The organism is Bacteroides sp. LFL-34, from assembly GCF_027257075.1.
Lineage (GTDB): Bacteria > Bacteroidota > Bacteroidia > Bacteroidales > Bacteroidaceae > Bacteroides > Bacteroides ovatus.
This window is the reverse complement of the sequence record NZ_JAPQKZ010000025.1, coordinates 1-20,519: the sequence shown is the minus strand read 5'-3', so window position 1 is coordinate 20,519 and position 20,519 is coordinate 1. Positions and strand designations below refer to the sequence as shown.

Genomic DNA, 20,519 nt, shown 5'->3' with positions numbered 1-20,519 from the left:
CCCTGTTTCAATTCGATTGCTTTTTTAATTTATCCACTGCGTGCTCCAAAGATTCCGTAGGTTCGATGATATTGTAGTTTCCCCAAAAGTCCGGACTCCAATATTCGTCTACTTTATCATAGAATATTTGATTCAAGCTGAAGGCTTCTTTGTTGGGAATAGTCTCCAACATTCCTTCTCTCTTGTCGGTCACGACCATTTCGGAAGCTACTGTATAGCTTGTGGAAAACAGTTTCTTCTTCCAGTCACATTTGAAACGGATTGTGTTGCTAATGTAATTCAGATAAGTTTTTCCATCCACATCTTTATAAGTGACCAGGTAGGACAGCTCTTGCGGCTTGAATCTTAAACCGAGAGGCTTTTTATATAGAATGGCAGTGGTTGCCTTCGATTTATCCTGCATGTCCAGACTCATCTCTATACGGGTAAATGACAAGCGTTCACGATCGATATATAATTTGCCATACAAGAGAGCATACATAAGGATTACCTTCGGGCGGAAATTAATAACATACTGCATACGGTTATCTATAAGCATGGATTCCGCCATCCAGAACTCATAATTATTCAATTCTTCCATATCGAGTAATGCTCCCTTGTTCTTCACAACATCCAAAGTGATGCTCAAGTTAGGGCCGCCAACAACCTTGACAGCTAATGTATCACTCGCTTTCTGGCTAAGCAGGCGACGTCCCTTCACCACCCTTACTTTGTCATAATTAGTATTTCTATTAGTGTAGGCTGTTTTGGACACATCAATTACAGCCTCCGATATACCGATATACCGACGCCCTTTCTGTACAGTCTCCCGATAAAATCCCGTCAGCATATCACGCTTATCACTATAATTTAGAGGAATCTTACTGATTGCCTTCTCTACAATCATACGTGGATTTTCAGCAAACACCACCACTTCATTCAGCAGGTTGGCATGAGGTGTCAGCCAAACCGTCAACTTAGAGGGTGTTTCTTTCTCCAGAGAGATATGATTATTTACATAACCTATATGTGAAATCTCTAGTTCGCGCGGCGCTTCTGTTTTTTTGATTTTCAAAGCAAATTCTCCTTCCGCATTCGTCACAGTGCCGATATTACTGCCATGCACAGATACATTTACGTTCTCCAGAGCTTTTTTATTTTGCTTGTCTTTCACCATACCAACGATTGTTAGATAATCTCCGGCATCTCCTTGCGCCCACACAGGAAAGCTACAAAGCAGCAAACAAATTGACAGCCATCCAACCAAGTGTTTTTCTACATTCTTCATACTGATGCTTTTTAAAGGTAAATAAATTACGTTTCTATTTATAAGAGCGCTCAGACTGGAAATACCCTACAGCTTTTACAAAAAAAAGAAAAAGAAATCATATTCCAATGTTATATCCGAGAATTAATAAGAAACAATGTACCAATGGGATAACATATACTCCGATGAAATTTACGATAAGCAACTTCAAAGAATAATTCCCGGTAATCACTGATATAATTGTTAATTATGCTTGTGAATATGTATTTCATATAAAAATAGTTTCTACCTTTGCGGCCGTTATGATGAAGTACATATTTTGTATACTATTAGGCGTATTTCTGTGTTGGGGATTCCATCTGATTTTCAACGAAGCACAAGAGGCATACCGGTTAGAAGCCGGTAGTAACGGCATACAAACCTATTCCAATTCATATACCTCTAAAGCTAGCATTATACAACTGGATCAAGAACAGAAACTAGTCAAGACAAAAGAATACGCCGGAAAGCAAAATTACAATAACGATAACGGCGTTTTAAATCCATTTTCCTTCCGCCACCTCTCTCCCTTAAAAATACTAAGATTCAATATTCCTTCTGTCACTATCCGCATACTAAGCTCGCTAAAGATTCAACTTCCTCAAAATCAATGGACAGGTTTTTCATATTATACCAATCTTTTTAAATATTCCGATAGATATCATATCTATTCATTAGGACACATACTCATTTAGCCATTTTATATCTTTTTTCGGCATAGGACAATTCAAGTCTTTTATGCCCCACTTTCTGTTTGCCTCCACCATTTGAGTGAAAAGAGAATTCACTATGGTCTGGAAGCCTATAACATTCTTTCATTACAATAATAACCAAAGTATATAAAATGGACTTTTTATTGGATTTTATACTTCATATCGATCAATATATGGTGATGATTGTGCGTGATTATCATGCCTGGACATACGCCATCTTGTTTTTTATCATCTTCTGTGAAACCGGATTAGTGACCACTCCTTTTCTTCCCGGTGATTCTTTACTCTTCGTTGCAGGAGCCATTTCAACATTACCCGATATGCCCATCAGCGTGCATATACTTGTCATTATCTTATTTGCCGCTGCCGTATTAGGCGATTCCTGCAATTACATGATAGGACATTTCTTCGGTCGAAAGCTGTTTAATAATCCCAACTCCAGGATATTCAAACAAAGTTATCTGGAGAAAACACACGAGTTCTATAAAAAATATGGTGGGAAAACAATTATTCTAGCCAGATTTGTCCCGATAGTACGCACATTTGCACCTTTCGTAGCAGGAATGGGAAAGATGAATTACTACTATTTTATGATGTATAATTTAGTTGGTGGTGCGCTCTGGGTTGCCGTATTCTGTTATGCTGGTTATTTCTTCGGCGACCTTCCGTTTGTGCAGGAAAACCTGAAGTTACTGATTGTAGCCATCATATTTATCTCTGTATTGCCTGCCATTATAGAGGTAGTACGTGCCAAACTAAAATCTTAAAAACAGCAAACTATAATCTGTATTCATTTGTTACTAATATAAATAGAGAAGAAAAAACAATTTAAAGTTTTTACACTTATGAAAAATTCTTTTTTTAGCCGGTTTACTCCAAAGGAGCCCAAATTTTTCCCTTTACTGAAACAGCTATCAGAAGTGCTCTGCGAAGCATCAGTTGTTTTAATAGAAAGCTTGCAACATGACTCACCTACAGAACGTTCGGACTACTACAAAAAAATCAAAGACCTGGAACGGGAAGGCGACAGACTGACACACCTGATTTTTGATGAATTAGGTACTACCTTTATCACTCCTTTCGACCGCGAAGATATTCATGACTTAGCTTCCTGCATGGATGACGTCATTGACGGAATAAACAGTTGTGCCAAACGAATCTCTATTTACAATCCCCGTCCTATTTCAGAGAATGGCAAAGAGTTGAGCCGTTTGATTCAGGAGGAAGCGATCTATATATGCAAAGCCATGGACGAACTCGAAACATTCCGTAAGAAACCGACTCTTCTCCGTGAATACTGTTCCAAACTGCATGAAATCGAGAACCAGGCGGATGATGTATACGAATTCTTTATCACCAAACTTTTCGAAGAGGAAAAAGATTGCATTGAACTTATCAAAATAAAGGAGATCATGCATGAACTGGAAAAAACGACCGATGCCGCAGAGCATGTAGGTAAGATTCTCAAAAACCTGATTGTAAAGTACGCATAAAGCAAGCCGGAACACATGGAATTATTAGTGACTATCATCATTCTGGCTCTGATATTCGATTATATCAACGGCTTTCACGATGCAGCAAACTCAATAGCTACCATCGTATCTACCAGGGTGCTTACTCCCTTTCAAGCTGTAATATGGGCTGCTTTCTTCAACTTCGTAGCCTTTTTCATTGCCAAATATATAATAGGTGGATTCGGTATCGCCAATACAGTATCCAAGACTGTGGTAGAGCAATATATCACCCTGCCCATTATATTAGCAGGAATTATAGCGGCTATCACTTGGAACCTGGTTACCTGGTGGAAAGGGATTCCGTCTTCTTCCTCACACACCCTTATCGGAGGTTTTGCAGGAGCTGCCATTATGGCAAACGGATTTGAAGCAATTCAGCTTAACATCATTCTTAAAATTGCAGCCTTTATCTTTCTGGCTCCTTTTATCGGAATGGTCATTGCTTTCGGTTTCACTCTGTTTGTCCTCTACATCTGCCGACGCGCACATCCCCACACAGCCGAGCAATGGTTCAAGAGGTTACAGCTCGTATCCTCCGCCCTCTTCAGCGTCGGACATGGCCTGAACGATTCACAGAAAGTAATGGGTATTATTGCCGCTGCCATGATAGCCGGCCATTCAATGGGATTGGGCATGGGTATCAACAGCATCAATGACCTTCCCGACTGGGTTGCTTTTTCGTGCTTCACAGCAATTTCACTCGGTACGATGTCCGGTGGCTGGAAAATAGTGAAAACAATGGGAACAAAAATTACCAAAGTAACCCCATTGGAAGGAGTGATTGCCGAAACAGCAGGTGCTTTCACTCTCTACATTACGGAAATGTTGAAAATCCCCGTTAGTACTACACATACTATCACAGGAGCGATTATTGGAGTAGGTGCAACTAAACGCCTCTCTGCCGTTCGTTGGGGAGTAACCAAAAGCCTCATGACTGCCTGGATTCTTACAATTCCAGTCAGTGGACTCTTAGCTGCAGCTATTTATTATATTGTTTCCATCTTTTTATAGATGGAAACATATTATCTATCAGGAATGTTATAATAAATAAACCCACATCTAATGTCACACTTGCCAACTTTGATTGCCGACCTTGCGCTGATATTAATATCGGCCAGTATCATAACCTTGTTGTTCAAATGGCTAAAACAGCCTTTAGTCTTAGGTTACATTATTGCCGGATTGCTGGCAGGTCCTTATATTAATATTTTCCCTACAGTAGGAGATATTGAGAATATCAATATATGGGCAGAAATAGGTGTTATATTCCTGCTCTTTGCACTCGGACTGGAGTTTAGTTTTAAGAAGCTCATGAATGTAGGTTCCACAGCTTTTATAACGGCTATCACCGAAGTAATCAGTATGTTGCTCATTGGATATTTGGTGGGACAGTTATTAGGATGGGGCACTATGAATTCCATTTTCCTGGGGGGAATGTTGTCTATGTCGTCCACTACAATCATTATCAAAGCCTTCAATGATCTGGAATTGCGTAACCAACGTTTTACCGGTATCGTATTCGGTACTCTGGTAGTGGAAGACCTGATTGCTATCTTAATGATGGTGCTTCTTTCCACAATGGCAGTGAGTCAGGACTTTGTGGGTGAAGATTTGCTGATAAGTGTGCTCAAGGTCGTTTTCTTTTTAATCCTGTGGTTTCTCATAGGTATCTTCGTTATTCCGGCCTTTCTCAAAAAAGCAAAGAAGTTGATGAATAACGAAACTCTTCTGATTGTCTCTCTCGGTCTTTGTCTGGGAATGGTGGTATTGGCTACTTACACAGGTTTTTCAACAGCGCTAGGAGCATTTATCATGGGATCTATCCTTGCCGAAACCATCGAGGCCGAACATATCGAACATATCATACAACCGGTAAAAGATCTCTTCGGAGCTATCTTTTTCGTTTCGGTCGGTATGCTGGTGAATCCGGCTGTATTGGTAGAATACGCCTGGCCTGTCATCATCATTACACTGGTTACCATTATCGGCAAAGCCATTTTCTCTTCGTTTGGCGTACTCTTATCCGGAGAACCACTGAACACTTCCATCAAATCCGGATTCAGCCTGGCACAAATCGGAGAGTTTGCTTTCATTATTGCCGGACTGGGTGTTTCGCTCAAAGTGCTTGATCCGTTTATTTCACCTATCATTGTGGCTGTATCTGTTATTACCACTTTCACGACTCCTTACTTTATCCGTTTAGCCAATCCTTTTGCCGAATGGCTTTACAAAATATTGCCTACTAAAGTACAGGAGACATTAGATCGTTATGCTTCCGGCAAGAAGACCATGAACCACGATAGTGACTGGAAGAAATTACTAAAAAACATGATTGGGAGAGTTGTCATCTATAGCGTACTGCTCACTGCTATTTGGCTGCTGTCGATACAAATCATTTATCCCGCCATCAGCGAAATGTTTACTCCTATCACTATATGGATCAAATTGGTGATGTGTCTGGGTACTCTTCTGCTTATGACTCCTTTTTTATGGGCGCTCATCTCCAACAAATACAACTCTTCGGAATTATTCCTGAAGCTATGGAGAGACGAGAATTACAATCACGGACGCCTGGTTTCCCTGGTTCTGGGACGTGTATCTGTTGCTCTTTTCTTTATCACTAGTGTAGTCATCAGCTACTTTAAACTCAACTGGGGAATAAGTGTGATTATTGCCATAGCCGTAGTAGCATTGATTCTTATTCTTAGGGAAGACCTCACGCAATATTCACGATTGGAAACAAGATTCCTTGCCAATCTTAACCGACGAGAAGAGGTAGCTAAAAAACGGCACCCGCTAAAAACAAGTTTCAATAGCGAATTCAATGATAAAGACCTTGACTTGACATCTATCCTAGTATCGCCTTATTCCGATTACATCGGCAAGTCTTTAGGAGAACTTTCATTCAGGCAAAATTTTGGAGTAAATGTCGTCGCAATCACTCGTGGCGATCTGAACATATATATACCGAAAAGCTCTGAACACATCTATCCGCAGGATAAATTGACAGTAGTTGGTACAGATACACAATTACAGGAATTTAGAAATAGAATAGAAGATGTAAAAAGCACATCAGATACAGATGCAGTGGATAAAAAGATAACTCTCCACTCTTTCACGGTAGACGAAGAATTCCGCTTTTTAAATCAGACTATCGCGCAGTCTCATTTAGGAGAGAAGCATGACAGTATTGTTGTAGCCATTGAACGAAATGACGAACTGATTACCTTGGATAAAGACACAACTTTCCAATTAGGGGATCTCGTCTGGATTGTAGGCAACCGGGAAAAGATTAGAGAAATACTGTACTTAACGTAATTTGTATCTAAGCCAGAATGGAATACAAAAGTATAGTACCCACTATACAACAGCTTTAATGTTTCTGTATAGGCTGTATACTGCAATAAAGTTCTGATTCAAAATAAATACGTTACATATAAAGTCCAGATGAGGCTGAACTCAAAACTAAATTTGAAGTTCAGCCTCATCTGCTTTACTTATCTAACATTCTATTTACAAAGTGAGGACGTGTGAATGGTTTACTTGGTCCTACAGTTGGTTTAGCACTGCGCGTTTGTGATTTATTCTGCAAATCAAATACGGCAAACTCCTCATAAGACATTTGTGTACCCAAACTTCTTTCCATTATTTTATCATATATCGCTTTACGGGAAGGAGCATTAAATCCCTCGGTATTACTATTCATCATACTCTCTTCCGAAGGACGATACGCCCCTTTTATATAAGTACATGCCCCTTCAAATACTCCCAGTTTTTCTGACACATACCGATTATCATTCAAGAAAGCAGACCAAAGTACCTGAGATGGATCGGATGTAAAATCAACATTCTGCGCCCATCCTAATGTCTGCAGATACTGTACATTTTTTATTTCTTTAGAAGAAATAGTCCCATTTTCCTGATAAGCATACTCATCTTCCAATTTGGCAAAACCATGTCCAACAGCCTCGTGTACAAGTACCTGCCTGAAACTTTCACTTTGCAAATCGTATATCACCGGGCAATAAGCAATAGCAAACTCAACCACTTTCGTCTGATTAGTATAACCAAAATAAGTAGTTCCTGCATACGCAGGAGAATTTAGAATTACAACAGCCAATGTTTCACTCATATCTATATTATCCACGCATTGTACATAACGTTGTACAGCATTATCTTCACCGGAAATCCCCGTACTGTTTCCACCCGCCAGTTCACAACCAAGCGCTGTTTCATATCCTGTACCAAAAATATTGTGTTTCGAAACCGCAGTTACTGCATATACATTAAAATAATCTCGAAGTGACTTGATGGGTTCTTCCGTAAAAAGATTCTCAAAAGTTTTGTCCATAACCGCATCATAAGTTCCATCGTTAATTTCAGTATCTATAAATCCATCGCCCATAAGCACAATAGGAAGCCCTTTTCCCAACTTTGCTGTTTGCAGAACACGTACTTTTTTATCTGACGAATAATCAGTAGATTCACTAGCCACTTCCCCCCTTTGTATGATAGTAACTATCTCTACTACGATTGATTCCATATCAGTTACTTTCACAAAGTAGATATAGGCAGTACGGGAAACACCATCAGTATTAGGCAATACAGTCAGATTAAGCATGTAGGAAGAGGATGCACGAGTCTTTGTCTCCTGTGTCAGCCAAGTGCCAGTACCCAAAGAACCATAAATCAACAATTCATCTTCAGCTATATTCGTAGAGAATCTAATATCCAATTCCCCACCTTCAACAGATACATTATATATATTCTGCTCAAGATTCACAAATTCTGCCGGCTCCTGCTCTATGATTATGTTTTGTGTCAATGTCCCGGAAGTTAATGTAAGCGTTGCCGTACGTACACTTCCTGTTATATTCTCACTGATAGCAGTAAGCGTAATATTGCACGTACCCGCTTCTCCCGAAACCGGAGCGATTGTAAACCAATCCGCAACTGTACTCGCCTTCCATTCACGGGTACTCGTAAAACTGATTGTTACCTGCGAACCTTTAGCCGAACCCATCACGACATCTCCGACATTCTCTATCGAGAAGTTAGGATCTACTTCATCTTCAGTACAGGATACTATAAAAAACAAAAACAAGGGAAATAATAGAAAATAAATTGTTCTCATACCCATTACATGTTATTTTGTTATACCAAAGATAAGCTACATTTTCATTACCAGAAAATTTATTCGACAAATCGCCCTAAAAAAAAGACGTACGGACTTTTTTTTGAACTTTCCGATATAGAATAATAGTCATTCAAAAATAAAAAGGGGTTGAAAGTCTATGACTTTCAGCCCCTTTTCTATTATTTCAATCGTCTTATTCAGCGATTTTATTTCACTTCCTCGAAGTCAGCATCCTGAACGTTATCTCCGTGCTTGCTGTTATCTTGCTGGCCAGCACCACCATTCATATCAGGACCAGCCTGTGCTCCACCTTGCGCACCGCTCTGTGCATACATTTCAGCACTTGCAGCCTGGAAAGCAGTATTGATTTCTGCCATAGCAGTATCAATAGCAGCCAAATCTTGTGCCTTGTGAGCATCTTTCAATTTCTGCAAAGCAGCTTCAATCGGAGCTTTCTTATCAGCAGGCAACTTATCACCTAATTCCTTCAACTGATTTTCAGTCTGGAAGATTACGCTGTCAGCCTGGTTCAGTTTATCGATTTTTTCACGTTCTTTCTTATCTGCTTCAGCATTAGCTTCAGCTTCAGCCTTCATCTTTTCGATTTCTTCCTTGCTCAAACCGCTGGATGCTTCGATACGGATAGCTTGTTCTTTACCGGTAGCCTTATCTTTAGCAGATACTTTCAAGATACCGTTCGCATCGATATCGAATGTAACCTCAATTTGAGGAACACCACGACGAGCCGGAGCAATACCAGACAAATTGAACTGACCGATTGATTTATTCTGGGCAGCCATCGGACGTTCTCCCTGCAATACATGAATCGTAACTTCACTTTGATTATCAGCAGCAGTAGAGAATGTTTCACTCTTACGAGCCGGAATGGTAGTGTTAGCATCGATCAACTTAGTCATTACACCACCCAGTGTTTCGATACCCATTGACAACGGAGTAACATCCAACAATACCACACCTTTGATTTCGTCTGTCAAAACAGCACCTTGTACAGCAGCACCAATTGCTACCACTTCATCCGGATTCACACCTTTAGAAGGAGCCTTGCCGAAGAAATCCTCTACCAATTTCTGAACAGCCGGAATACGTGAAGAACCACCAACAAGGATTACTTCATCAATATCAGCATTGTTCAAACCTGCATCGCTCATTGCCTTCTTACATGGTTCAAGACAAGCCTGAATCAATTCGTGAGCCAAAGATTCGAATTTTGCACGAGTCAAAGTCTTCACCAAGTGCTTAGGCACACCACCCACCGGCATGATATACGGCAAGTTGATTTCTGTACTTGTAGAAGAGGAAAGCTCAATCTTAGCTTTTTCAGCAGCTTCTTTCAGACGTTGCAAAGCCATCGGATCCTGAGTCAAGTCAGCACCTTCGTCGTTCTTGAATTCCTGTACCAACCAATTGATGATTACCTGGTCGAAGTCATCACCACCCAGGTGAGTGTCACCATTTGTAGAAAGTACTTCAAACACACCACCACCAAATTCGAGGATAGAGATATCGAATGTACCACCACCAAGGTCGAATACAGCAATCTTCATATCTTTGTGAGCCTTATCCAGACCGTAAGCAAGAGCTGCGGCTGTCGGTTCGTTTACAATACGTTTTACTTCCAGACCAGCAATCTGTCCGGCTTCCTTAGTAGCCTGACGTTGAGAGTCGGAAAAATATGCAGGAACGGTGATAACTGCTTCTGTTACTTCCTGACCGAGATAGTCTTCGGCAGTTTTCTTCATTTTCTGAAGAATCATTGCAGAAATTTCCTGCGGAGTGTACAGACGTCCGTCGATGTCAACACGCGGAGTGTTATTATCACCTTTCACTACTTTATAAGGAACACGAGTTACCTCCTTCTGTACCTGATCCCAAGTTTCACCCATGAAACGTTTGATAGAGAAGATTGTACGTGTAGGGTTCGTAATAGCCTGACGTTTTGCAGGATCACCCACCTTACGTTCACCGCCATCTACGAAAGCGACAACAGAAGGAGTCGTACGTTTACCTTCACTGTTTGCAATTACTACAGGTTCGTTACCTTCGAATACGGCAACACAAGAGTTTGTAGTTCCTAAGTCAATACCAATAATTTTTCCCATGATCGTTATTTTTTTATTTATTATTTATTCATTGATTTCTTTTTGTCCGGTTGTTTCTCCGGCTCTTATCAAGGAGCCTCGTCGCGAACGGACGCTTACTAAAAAGCAAACCGTGTGCCAAAAAGAAATTATACGAATGCATGACATAATATCTGCCAAAAAGACAGTTTTAATAAATAAACACTGCTGACATAGTCATATTCAAAGCCAGTCAGCAACTGTTTCTTTAAACAAATGCAGACGGCTCTGGTTCGATGAAAGGAAAAAAATATGCCTGTGTCGTCATGTGAGACACAGGCATATCCTATTATATAGATCGATCTATTTATTACTTTTCCAGCACGATGACCAATGCACCATTTGCATCATACAAGCCAATGCCGCCACTGGACAACACATCGAATGACTTCACCTCATTGATAGCTTTCAGCACCTTACCTTCTGTTTCCATGTCCGGACAAGCCATCATTGTACTTGCTACTCCCGGGAAAGAAATTGATTTGGCATTACTGGTACTGGTTTCAAAACCGCCATTAATCAAATTACATCCGGCATTGCCATGAATTGTCTTTTTCTTCACATCAAAAGCAATGAAAGGTTGTTTTTCCATTCCGGAAGGAATTGCTTCACCATTCACTTCTTTTATTTTCCATTCTCCATTCAAAACCGAAAGTTTCACATCAGCCTCCTTCTTTTGTAGAACGACAACCGGACGGTTGGACGAATTGCAAAGATACACTTTGTCCTTACCTGCCTTTTTATACCCTTTTACTTGCGCAAAAGCATTCAATACATTATTTTCAGTAGTCATATCCGGACACATCATTCGGGTACTAGCCATCCCTGTAAGTTCAAGGCTTCCCGGCTTCGCATTTACATCGAAACTGCCCATCATACGATTACATCCGCTATTGCCGGACACACGACCGGTCGCTGTATCAAAAGCGATAAAAGGAAGGGTTCTACTTTCGCCCGGAGCAATTTTCGAGCCGTTGACTTCTATAATATTCCATTCACCATTGATAGATGACAGGGGGATTGCCTTCTCAACCGAACGGCACGAAGACATTGCAAGTGCTGCACCAGCCATGCAAATTGAAACAAATACTTTCTTCATATTGTTATAACGTTTAAGTTAAAATCGGGGGCAAAGATATCAAAAAGATTGGAAAATAACATCCAATACAACATAAAATATATACATTTGCCAATAGATATACAACAAACGAACAATTTACATAGTTCACTTAAAGTAAACAAATATGAGAATAATTGTCCTGTCTTTAATTCTATTCTGTTGTGGCACGTGTCCTATCACAGCTCAAAGTGATTACATTGTCACTACTCCTTCCACGCAGGAAATCCCTGTAGGTGAAGAAGAACAATTCATCAAGAATAACTTTCCACTGCAACCGCTGTGTAAATGGACACCCGGAATGAAGTTTATGTTTGTTCCTTCTACACGGAACATGTTCCTTCCTACTCTTTCCAGCTACGACACCGACAAAGGAATAGACAACAGCCTGCTGAAGCACAAGATTCTCACTTTCACGGGAACAGAAGAGAAGGCTCAAAATATATCAACCGGGACCAACTATTCCACTCGCTTCGTATTCGAATGTGAGGGAGAAAAATATTATTATGACATAAAGAACATGAGGCTGGACGAGATTTGCGAGAAGGCTCCCCGTGCCGGTATCAATGGATTGGTTTATCTGAAAGATGTAGATACTGCCAAAGAGTTGTTAGTAGGAAAAACAGTCTATATACAATCTGAAAGTGCCCGGGTAGACGATGCCAACAATTATTCCGGCTATCGGGATATAGCAATTCCTGTCAATACGGAAGCTACAATTACCGCTATTGGAGTCGGCAGTCAGGCATATCCAGTGAAAATCGTATTCAAAGATACACAGGGACATTCTTATTATCTGGAAGTCGCTCTCTCGCGAACAAACTCCGGCATGGACCTGAATGATTTTCAAGGCGAAAAGAGAATGAAATATTTTTCAAATGCATTCAGTTTCACTAATAAGAGTCTGGGTACTATTGAAAGCCTGAAAAATAAATACTTGGGAATGACCGTTTATCCTAAAAAGATGCTGTCGGCCAAAAGAATCGTATCTTTTGAAGATAAGCAGACCGAATCACGTGTTCACTTGCCCCGATATACGGTTCTGCAAATAAAAGAGATTAAATTATCTCCTCCCGGCAGCCTGGCTACTCTGTCATTAACGGACAGGGACGGGGCAATCTACGAATTGGAAACAGATCTGAAATATGACGTGATTGTCAAAAATGATAATTATATCGAGGACTTTTTCGGATTCGAGGATATACATAAAAAATATCCGGGCATTACAGAAAGCCGTTGGCAGATTATCTCCCGGGGAGATTTAGAGGCAGGGATGAGTACGGTAGAATGTCGTTTATCCATTGGTGATCCGATAGAAATCGAGTTGAAAAAAGACAGTCGTTTCGAAACTTGGTTCTACAATGGCAAAACGCTGGAATTCGAAAACGGAACCTTGCAACGTTACAAATAAAAAGGAGTAGCTGCGCAATGATTATCTGAAAATAATCACGTATATTTGCCAAACCAATAAATCATAAATTATAATTCATTAAATACAGAAATGGGTAGAGTTCTTATTATTGGTGCAGGCGGTGTTGGCACTGTCGTTGCACACAAAGTGGCACAAAATGCCGATGTATTTACAGATATCATGATTGCCAGTCGTACGAAAGAGAAATGCGATAAAATCGTCGAGGCAATAGGTAACCCCAATATAAAAACAGCAAAAGTTGACGCAGACAATGTAGAGGAGCTGGTAGCCTTATTCAACGATTTCAAACCCGAAATGGTGATTAATGTGGCTCTCCCTTATCAGGATCTGACGATTATGGAAGCTTGTCTGAAAGCCGGAGTGAACTATCTGGACACCGCCAACTATGAGCCGAAAGATGAAGCTCATTTTGAATACAGCTGGCAGTGGGCTTATCACGATCGTTTCAAAGAAGCAGGTCTGACAGCTATCCTCGGCTGCGGATTCGACCCGGGAGTAAGCGGTATCTATACTGCTTATGCAGCTAAACATTATTTTGATGAGATTCAATATCTGGACATTGTAGACTGCAATGCAGGTAACCATCATAAGGCTTTTGCTACAAACTTCAATCCGGAGATCAACATTCGCGAGATTACGCAGAACGGACGCTATTATGAAAATGGCAAATGGGTGACTACCGGTCCGCTGGAAATCCACAAAGACCTGACATACCCGAACATCGGTCCGCGTGACTCTTATCTTCTTTATCACGAAGAACTGGAATCTTTAGTGAAACATTATCCGACTATCAAACGTGCACGTTTCTGGATGACTTTCGGACAGGAGTATTTAACTCATTTACGCGTTATCCAAAACATCGGTATGGCACGAATCGACGAGGTTGATTACAACGGAATGAAAATTGTACCATTGCAATTCTTGAAGGCTGTATTGCCTAACCCGCAGGATTTAGGAGAAAACTACGAAGGAGAAACTTCTATCGGTTGCCGTATCCGTGGTCTGAAAGACGGTAAGGAACGTACTTACTATGTATACAACAACTGTAGTCACCAGGAAGCTTATCAGGAAACCGGTATGCAGGGAGTAAGCTACACCACCGGAGTTCCGGCAATGATTGGAGCCATGATGTTCTTCAAAGGCGAATGGAATCGTCCGGGTGTAAACAATGTAGAAGAATTCAATCCGGATCCGTTCATGGAACAACTCAATAAACAAGGTCTTCCCTGGCATGAAGAGTTCGACAAGGATTTGGAATTATAAGCGTACACCTATTCATTAAAAGAAAGTTATGATAAACGTAGGAGATAAAGCACCGGAAGTCTTAGGTATCAATGAGAAAGGCGAAGAAATCCGTTTAAGTGCTTATAAAGGGAAAAAAATTGTGTTGTACTTCTACCCAAAGGACAGTACATCAGGTTGCACCGCACAAGCGTGTAACCTGCGCGACAACTATTCCGAACTACGTAAAGCCGGCTATGAAGTAATCGGTGTCAGCGTAGACAATGAAAAGTCGCACCAGAAATTCATCGAAAAGAACAATCTTCCTTTCACTCTGATTGCTGACACTGACAAAAAGTTAGTAGAAGAATTTGGAGTATGGGGAGAAAAGAAACTGTACGGACGTGCTTACATGGGTACTTTCCGCACTACTTTCCTCATTAATGAAGAGGGAATCGTAGAACGGATTATCACTCCCAAAGAAGTGAAGACCAAAGAACATGCCTCACAGATTTTAAATCAATAACTCCATTAATTATATAAGAATAAGGTATGGCAAAAAAAGACGAACTTAATTTTGAAACAGATAATAAAATGGCATCAAGCGAAAAACTAAAAGCCTTACAGGCTGCCATGGAAAAGATAGAAAAGAGCTTCGGTAAAGGTTCTATCATGAAAATGGGTGATGATAGTGTTGAACAAGTAGAAGTGATCCCGACAGGCTCTATTGCCCTGAACGTGGCACTTGGCGTTGGAGGTTACCCTAGAGGTAGAATCATCGAAATCTATGGCCCGGAGTCTTCCGGTAAAACAACATTGGCTATCCACGCCATTGCTGAAGCACAAAAGGCCGGCGGTATCGCTGCTTTTATTGATGCCGAACACGCTTTCGACCGTTTCTACGCATCTAAACTGGGCGTAAATATCGATGATCTTTATATCTCTCAACCGGATAACGGCGAGCAAGCGTTGGAGATTGCGGAACAACTGATTCGTTCTTCTGCTATCGACATCATCGTTATTGACTCTGTAGCTGCACTGACTCCTAAAGCGGAAATCGAAGGAGACATGGGTGACAACAAAGTAGGCCTTCAGGCACGTTTGATGTCGCAGGCACTTCGTAAGTTGACAGCTGCTGTGAGCAAGACACGTACTACTTGTATTTTCATCAACCAGTTGCGTGAGAAGATCGGTGTTATGTTCGGTAACCCGGAAACAACAACCGGTGGTAACGCTTTGAAGTTCTACGCTTCTGTACGTTTGGATATCCGTGGTAGCCAACCGATCAAAGATGGCGAAGAAATTCTCGGTAAACTGACTAAGGTGAAAGTGGTGAAGAATAAAGTAGCACCTCCTTTCCGCAAAGCAGAATTTGACATCATGTTCGGTGAAGGCATCTCCCATTCCGGAGAAATCATCGACTTGGGTGCTGACCTGGGAATCATCAAGAAGAGCGGTTCATGGTATAGCTACAACGACACTAAGTTAGGACAAGGACGTGATGCCGCCAAACAATGTATTATGGATAATCCTGAACTGGCTGAAGAACTGGAAGGATTGATCTTCGAAGAATTGAAGAAGAAATAATTTGCTTTAATTCTGCTTTATCCACAGGCTAAAACTGAATAAACAAAGGTGGGAGAAAATCGTTTACTACGATCATTCTCCCACCTTTTTCTCTTTTATATAATTCTCTCTTTTTTCCTCTTATACAAAATAAATGTATGCCAATGTGCTCAAGCTGATTATTACCCAAAGCAAAATCCCTTGAACCAAAGGCTTTATTCCAACTGCTTTCAATACATCAATAGAAAGAGAAGCACCGATGAAAAACATGGTAATCGTCAGAGTTTTACGGGCAATACCGTTAATAGCCGCTCCCAATTGTGGTACTCCATCCAGCAAATAAGTGTTTACTACCAATGCCAACACGAAGAAGAAGATAAACCATGGAATACTTATCTTTTGTCCTTTGCTCTTGAAAATAAAGGAAGTAGCAAAAGCCATCGGGATAATCCAAAGCGCACGGGTCAGTTTAATAGTGGTTGCCACTTTCAATGCTTCTTCGCCATAAGCAGCTCCTGCACCTACTACAGAACTGGTATCATGAATGGCAATGGCCGCCCATGTTCCGAATTGTTGCTGATCCATATTTAATGCATGACCAATGGCGGGGAAAATGAAAAGTGCGATAGCATTCAAGATAAAGATAGTACCCAATGCTACAGACATTTCACTATCTTTCGCTTTCAATACCGGTCCCACAGCCGCAATGGCACTACCACCACAGATAGCAGTTCCCGAACTGATAAGATAAGCTGTATTACGGTCAATCTTGAACAACTTACGTCCGATAAACCAACCTATTACCAAGGTTCCGATCACTGAAATGACTGTAAACTCCATACCTTCCTTACCGGAAGCTAAAGCAGAATGAAGATTCATACCAAATCCCAATCCTACAACTGAATATTGCAACAGATATTTAGAGGTTTTCTTATTAAACTTAGGATGCGCTTGTCCACAAGTCAATGCAAAAATAAGTCCGAGGAACAAAGCAACCGGAGGAGTTACCCAAGCCGACCATGCTTCCAATCCCGGAATATAGTCTAAAAAAAGAAAGAAAGTCAGAGTAGAAAGCAGTGCAACATAAATCATCTTATTATTTGCCTGCAAAGTTTTTGTAGCTGTTGAAATCATATCTTTTTATCTTTAATTGTTTTCCGGGTGCAAAGGTACGGTAAACAATCAAGACCCACCAATAGTTTCTAATTATGCATTATAACTTTTAATTATAGGCATACTCTCTCCCAACTACTCTTACACTGTTACAATGTCTTTCCCAAAAGGCGATAATGCCAAAGATGCCAACTTGAAGTGTTGCAATCCAAAAGGGATTCCGATAATGGTAATGCACAATATAGCCCCGAAAACCAAATGTGACAGACAGATCCAAATGCCACCCAGAAATATCCACAGGATATTCATCAATATATAGAGGCAGCCACCGGAACGGTTCCCACTTCTGACTTCTTTACCGAAAGGCCATAAAGCAAGTCCGGCCAACTTCAATGTTTGCATCCCAAAAGGAATGCCGATAATGGTCAGCATCATCAATAAACTCGAAATGAGGTATTCGACAGCAGTAAAGATACCACCAAGCAGCAACCACAATAGATTCATTAAACAGCACATATAAAATAGTATTAGTTATTATTCCAATTTTCTTTTTGTTGTCTCATCCACTTTACCCTGATAATAATGGTCGATCACTTGCTGAAACAAATCATCCGAAGCAACTTCATTAAAAAGCGTCATGCATGACAATACTTTCATCGCATCTAACGAACCGAAAACTTCCTGCGCCGTTTTATTTTTCAAATGAAGAAAAACAGACGTTATTTCACGAAGTCTTTCTCCCAAAATTGGATGGGCAAGATATGCTTCAGCCTCTTCTTTGCCGCTAAGGCCATAATACTGTGAATTATAACTCATGCCCAATCCTTTCAGTTGAGGAAATATATACCAAATCCAATGGGAATATTTCCGCCCGTTTCTAACTTCTGCAAGGGCTTGTTCATAATCACCTCGCTGGGCATCTAAAAATCGTTGTAAGTTATAGTCAGTCATAGATACTTCTCGCATTTTTTTAAGTTATCATACTTTCAGGAGATAACAGAATCAAATAAGTGATTTATTTCGAATCACAGCACTTTTTTCAATTCTATTAAAGCCGAGACTTCGTTTTCCTTATTAATGTACTTCTCTATTTCATAGGGTTTATATCCTAATTTAGTATATAACAGAAGCCCACTCGTATTAGCATCAAAACAAGACAAATGAAGCTCCGATACATTATATTTCTTTTTCCCAATATCTTCCATAGCATTTATCAGAAATGTGCCAACGCCACGATTACGAAAACAAGGACTTACTATTACATTTCCAATAGCACAATATTGAGATTCTCTTACCTCATAGAAATTTGCAAACCCTACTACTTCATTATTAAATAAAACAACAGTCGAATCAAATCTATCTTTTATTGTATTCTTTAATTGATCGATTGTTAAAGGAAAATCAGCTTTAGGAAACATAAAAAACAGTTCCTGCTTGTTTCGAGGTAATTTACAAACAGTTTCTAAATCGTCAAACGTAAAATCTCTATAAGTAAGTTTTTCTTTTTCCATAATAATCATGCTGATACCCTCCATTTCTTTTCTACATACAATATTATAACCGACTTTGCTATATAGATGCAAAGTATTGGGTGTCTCTTCGCCTGTAAAAAGAGAAAACGTATGACAGTGGGGAAATAACCGTTCTATTTCAGTCATAAGTTCTCTACCTATACCTTTATTCTGAAAATCGGGATGCACTATCAATTTACCAATATGACATACTCTATTTTCATCCATACGTCCCCTGACAGAACCTACAATCTGTCCATCATCTGATACGTATTTTAGAATAATGCCTGTCTGATACTCATCACAAATCTCATCCTGATTTTGCAACAAAGGGGGAAGATCGAATTTATTCATTCGTTCGGCCACCACCATAAAAGATTTCTTTTGCAAAGATAAAATGTTTACCAAATCATTTTCTTCAGCTTGCATGATATTAGTATGACTCATAATATTACAAATATACACTTTTCTAAAAACTAACAGAAGCATTGCATCCACTTTTTAGGAAATAATATATTAAGCATTAAATCCCGTTATATCCTTTCTCTTTAATCATCTTCATTCCCTCCCAAACTATTAATAGAAAACTTCTTCTTTATTAAGGATAAACTTCTTTTTGTCAAATAGAAAACTTATCTTTGTATAAGAGTAAACTATAAATGCAAGCTTTGATTATAAAAATGAAAGCTTTGTTTTTATAAACGCAAGCTTCAATTATAAAAACAAAAGTTGCATTTATAGTTTATAATTAATCAAAAGGAACTTTACTATTAGAAGAAAGGAAGTTTGCCTCTAATACAAAAGAACTTATCTATTAATACTTTAAACAATAGATGATATGGCAAGATATATCATAGAGGAGATGCCCGATCTTCAGAAAACAGGCAAAAGAATTACTTATCCTAAATTTGCGCGGATAGATAATACAAGCATAAAAGAGTTGGCGCAACGAGTAGGTGACGTCAGTGGATTCAGTGCAGGAGACATAGAAGGCGTACTACTTCAGACCGCCATTGAAATGGCGCATTTGATGGCAGAAGGACGCTCGGTAAAGATAGACGGAATAGGAACGTTTACTCCCTCTCTTACTTTAGGCAGAGACAAGGAGCGGGAAGATCCGGAAGAAGGGGGGAGTCATCGCAACGCACAAAGTATTTTTATAGGAGGTGTAAATTTCCGGGTAGACCGAGAAATGGTGAGAAATATCAGCGAAAGATGCCAACTGGAAAGAGCACCCTGGAAAAAGCAACGATCCTCTAATAAATTCACATCGGAACAACGACTGGCATTAGCTCTAAAGTATCTGGATGAACATCCCTTCCTGACCGTTTGGGAATATCGCAAACTAACAGGATTGTTGCAAACAGCAGCAACCAACGAACTAAGACAGTGGGGACATCAACCGGATTCTGGAATAGAAATCACAGGAAGAGGAGCACACAGGGTATATATAAAGAAAAAATAGTCGAACGAAGAGGATAACAGTATGAGAAATACCCCGAAAATAGATGAGAAATAACTGTTTTGAGGCCTATTTCACTAAAGAAACTATGAGAAATAGGCTTTCTCAAAACGTTTCCCATTCAGTAATTATCTGGTTATAAGATTATTATAAAATAATTATGAGAATATGAGAAATGAAAATCATTTTTCTGGTTCTTCGTCAAATTTGGTGGTAATCTCTTTTTTATTTCAACTGTCTTCTTCTTTCTTAATCCTATTAAAAGTTGTAGATATGTTTGCTTTTTAGTAACTTTAAAGACACCACATCA

At 39.9% G+C, this 20,519-nt stretch carries 18 protein-coding genes; 10 read left to right on the top strand and 8 right to left on the bottom strand.

From position 1 onward, the window contains the following. Positions 1-7 precede the first annotated feature (7 nt). On the bottom strand, positions 8-1,267 hold the full coding sequence (locus N5O98_RS15560) for a carboxypeptidase-like regulatory domain-containing protein (RefSeq protein WP_004312490.1): 1,260 nt from the start codon (positions 1,265-1,267) through the stop codon (positions 8-10). A 281-nt stretch (positions 1,268-1,548) separates the two neighbouring features. Here N5O98_RS15560 and N5O98_RS15555 point away from each other — a divergent pair, with 281 nt between their 5' ends. The 5 genes from N5O98_RS15555 (at position 1,549) to N5O98_RS15535 (ending at position 6,830) form a co-directional block, all read left to right on the top strand. After that, positions 1,549-1,980, top strand: a complete 432-nt coding sequence (locus N5O98_RS15555) for a hypothetical protein (protein WP_022199053.1) — start codon at positions 1,549-1,551, stop codon at positions 1,978-1,980. A gap of 149 nt (positions 1,981-2,129) precedes the next feature. Then, a complete protein-coding gene (locus N5O98_RS15550; RefSeq protein ID WP_022199052.1) occupies positions 2,130-2,765 on the top strand; it encodes a DedA family protein in 636 nt (211 codons plus the stop codon). Positions 2,766-2,843: 78 nt separating this feature from the next. Then, positions 2,844-3,491 carry a DUF47 domain-containing protein gene (locus N5O98_RS15545; RefSeq protein WP_004325331.1) on the top strand — a complete coding sequence of 216 codons (648 nt, stop codon included), beginning with the start codon at positions 2,844-2,846 and terminating at the stop codon, positions 3,489-3,491. A gap of 15 nt (positions 3,492-3,506) precedes the next feature. Next, on the top strand, positions 3,507-4,523 hold the full coding sequence (locus N5O98_RS15540) for an inorganic phosphate transporter (RefSeq protein ID WP_004312492.1): 1,017 nt from the start codon (positions 3,507-3,509) through the stop codon (positions 4,521-4,523). A gap of 51 nt (positions 4,524-4,574) precedes the next feature. After that, positions 4,575-6,830, top strand: coding sequence for a cation:proton antiporter (locus N5O98_RS15535; RefSeq protein WP_004312493.1), 2,256 nt, complete (start codon positions 4,575-4,577; stop codon positions 6,828-6,830). A 175-nt stretch (positions 6,831-7,005) separates the two neighbouring features. On the opposite strand, the gene N5O98_RS15530 is transcribed toward N5O98_RS15535, so the two are convergent. The 3 genes from N5O98_RS15530 to N5O98_RS15520 form a co-directional block, all read right to left on the bottom strand. Further along, positions 7,006-8,652 carry a M64 family metallopeptidase gene (locus N5O98_RS15530; protein WP_061447627.1) on the bottom strand — a complete coding sequence of 549 codons (1,647 nt, stop codon included), beginning with the start codon at positions 8,650-8,652 and terminating at the stop codon, positions 7,006-7,008. Between the two features lie 203 nt (positions 8,653-8,855). Next, a complete protein-coding gene (gene dnaK / locus N5O98_RS15525; RefSeq protein WP_118161573.1) occupies positions 8,856-10,769 on the bottom strand; it encodes a molecular chaperone DnaK in 1,914 nt (637 codons plus the stop codon). A gap of 328 nt (positions 10,770-11,097) precedes the next feature. Then, complete coding sequence (locus N5O98_RS15520; protein ID WP_022199908.1) at positions 11,098-11,886, bottom strand: META domain-containing protein; 789 nt, start codon at positions 11,884-11,886, stop codon at positions 11,098-11,100. A gap of 145 nt (positions 11,887-12,031) precedes the next feature. Here N5O98_RS15520 and N5O98_RS15515 point away from each other — a divergent pair, with 145 nt between their 5' ends. The 4 genes from N5O98_RS15515 (at position 12,032) to recA (ending at position 16,144) form a co-directional block, all read left to right on the top strand. After that, entirely contained in the window at positions 12,032-13,315 is a 1,284-nt protein-coding gene (locus N5O98_RS15515) for a hypothetical protein (RefSeq protein ID WP_022199909.1), read from the top strand. 90 nt (positions 13,316-13,405) lie between these two features. Further along, complete coding sequence (locus N5O98_RS15510) at positions 13,406-14,599, top strand: saccharopine dehydrogenase family protein (protein ID WP_004312514.1); 1,194 nt, start codon at positions 13,406-13,408, stop codon at positions 14,597-14,599. A gap of 28 nt (positions 14,600-14,627) precedes the next feature. After that, entirely contained in the window at positions 14,628-15,083 is a 456-nt protein-coding gene (bcp, locus tag N5O98_RS15505) for a thioredoxin-dependent thiol peroxidase (protein WP_004312515.1), read from the top strand. Between the two features lie 26 nt (positions 15,084-15,109). Then, positions 15,110-16,144 (top strand): recombinase RecA, encoded by a 1,035-nt coding sequence (gene recA, locus N5O98_RS15500; protein WP_004312516.1) that lies wholly within the window; start codon positions 15,110-15,112, stop codon positions 16,142-16,144. A 120-nt stretch (positions 16,145-16,264) separates the two neighbouring features. Here recA and N5O98_RS15495 read toward each other — a convergent pair whose 3' ends face one another. From N5O98_RS15495 to N5O98_RS15480, 4 genes are all read right to left on the bottom strand, one after another. Continuing rightward, on the bottom strand, positions 16,265-17,257 hold the full coding sequence (locus N5O98_RS15495; protein ID WP_004312517.1) for a YeiH family protein: 993 nt from the start codon (positions 17,255-17,257) through the stop codon (positions 16,265-16,267). Between the two features lie 120 nt (positions 17,258-17,377). Next, positions 17,378-17,752, bottom strand: a complete 375-nt coding sequence (locus N5O98_RS15490) for a YccF domain-containing protein (RefSeq protein ID WP_004312518.1) — start codon at positions 17,750-17,752, stop codon at positions 17,378-17,380. An 18-nt stretch (positions 17,753-17,770) separates the two neighbouring features. Next, positions 17,771-18,202 carry a DUF1810 domain-containing protein gene (locus tag N5O98_RS15485; protein ID WP_004312519.1) on the bottom strand — a complete coding sequence of 144 codons (432 nt, stop codon included), beginning with the start codon at positions 18,200-18,202 and terminating at the stop codon, positions 17,771-17,773. A gap of 59 nt (positions 18,203-18,261) precedes the next feature. Next, on the bottom strand, positions 18,262-19,176 hold the full coding sequence (locus tag N5O98_RS15480; RefSeq protein ID WP_224262864.1) for a GNAT family N-acetyltransferase: 915 nt from the start codon (positions 19,174-19,176) through the stop codon (positions 18,262-18,264). A gap of 409 nt (positions 19,177-19,585) precedes the next feature. Between N5O98_RS15480 and N5O98_RS15475 the strand changes: the two genes are divergently transcribed. Further along, positions 19,586-20,212 (top strand): HU family DNA-binding protein, encoded by a 627-nt coding sequence (locus N5O98_RS15475; RefSeq protein WP_004302073.1) that lies wholly within the window; start codon positions 19,586-19,588, stop codon positions 20,210-20,212. Positions 20,213-20,519 lie beyond the last annotated feature (307 nt).

Coding starts and splice junctions, on each gene's coding strand:
- N5O98_RS15540 (WP_004312492.1), top strand. CDS start 3,507: ATGGAATTATTAGTGACTATCATCATTCTGGCTCTGATATTCGATTAT.
- N5O98_RS15555 (WP_022199053.1), top strand. CDS start 1,549: ATGATGAAGTACATATTTTGTATACTATTAGGCGTATTTCTGTGTTGG.
- recA (WP_004312516.1), top strand. CDS start 15,110: ATGGCAAAAAAAGACGAACTTAATTTTGAAACAGATAATAAAATGGCA.
- N5O98_RS15510 (WP_004312514.1), top strand. CDS start 13,406: ATGGGTAGAGTTCTTATTATTGGTGCAGGCGGTGTTGGCACTGTCGTT.
- N5O98_RS15520 (WP_022199908.1), bottom strand. CDS start 11,886: ATGAAGAAAGTATTTGTTTCAATTTGCATGGCTGGTGCAGCACTTGCA.
- bcp (WP_004312515.1), top strand. CDS start 14,628: ATGATAAACGTAGGAGATAAAGCACCGGAAGTCTTAGGTATCAATGAG.
- dnaK (WP_118161573.1), bottom strand. CDS start 10,769: ATGGGAAAAATTATTGGTATTGACTTAGGAACTACAAACTCTTGTGTT.
- N5O98_RS15490 (WP_004312518.1), bottom strand. CDS start 17,752: ATGTGCTGTTTAATGAATCTATTGTGGTTGCTGCTTGGTGGTATCTTT.
- N5O98_RS15535 (WP_004312493.1), top strand. CDS start 4,575: ATGTCACACTTGCCAACTTTGATTGCCGACCTTGCGCTGATATTAATA.
- N5O98_RS15485 (WP_004312519.1), bottom strand. CDS start 18,202: ATGCGAGAAGTATCTATGACTGACTATAACTTACAACGATTTTTAGAT.
- N5O98_RS15560 (WP_004312490.1), bottom strand. CDS start 1,267: ATGAAGAATGTAGAAAAACACTTGGTTGGATGGCTGTCAATTTGTTTG.
- N5O98_RS15545 (WP_004325331.1), top strand. CDS start 2,844: ATGAAAAATTCTTTTTTTAGCCGGTTTACTCCAAAGGAGCCCAAATTT.
- N5O98_RS15480 (WP_224262864.1), bottom strand. CDS start 19,176: ATGCAAGCTGAAGAAAATGATTTGGTAAACATTTTATCTTTGCAAAAG.
- N5O98_RS15475 (WP_004302073.1), top strand. CDS start 19,586: ATGGCAAGATATATCATAGAGGAGATGCCCGATCTTCAGAAAACAGGC.
- N5O98_RS15550 (WP_022199052.1), top strand. CDS start 2,130: ATGGACTTTTTATTGGATTTTATACTTCATATCGATCAATATATGGTG.
- N5O98_RS15495 (WP_004312517.1), bottom strand. CDS start 17,257: ATGATTTCAACAGCTACAAAAACTTTGCAGGCAAATAATAAGATGATT.
- N5O98_RS15515 (WP_022199909.1), top strand. CDS start 12,032: ATGAGAATAATTGTCCTGTCTTTAATTCTATTCTGTTGTGGCACGTGT.
- N5O98_RS15530 (WP_061447627.1), bottom strand. CDS start 8,652: ATGGGTATGAGAACAATTTATTTTCTATTATTTCCCTTGTTTTTGTTT.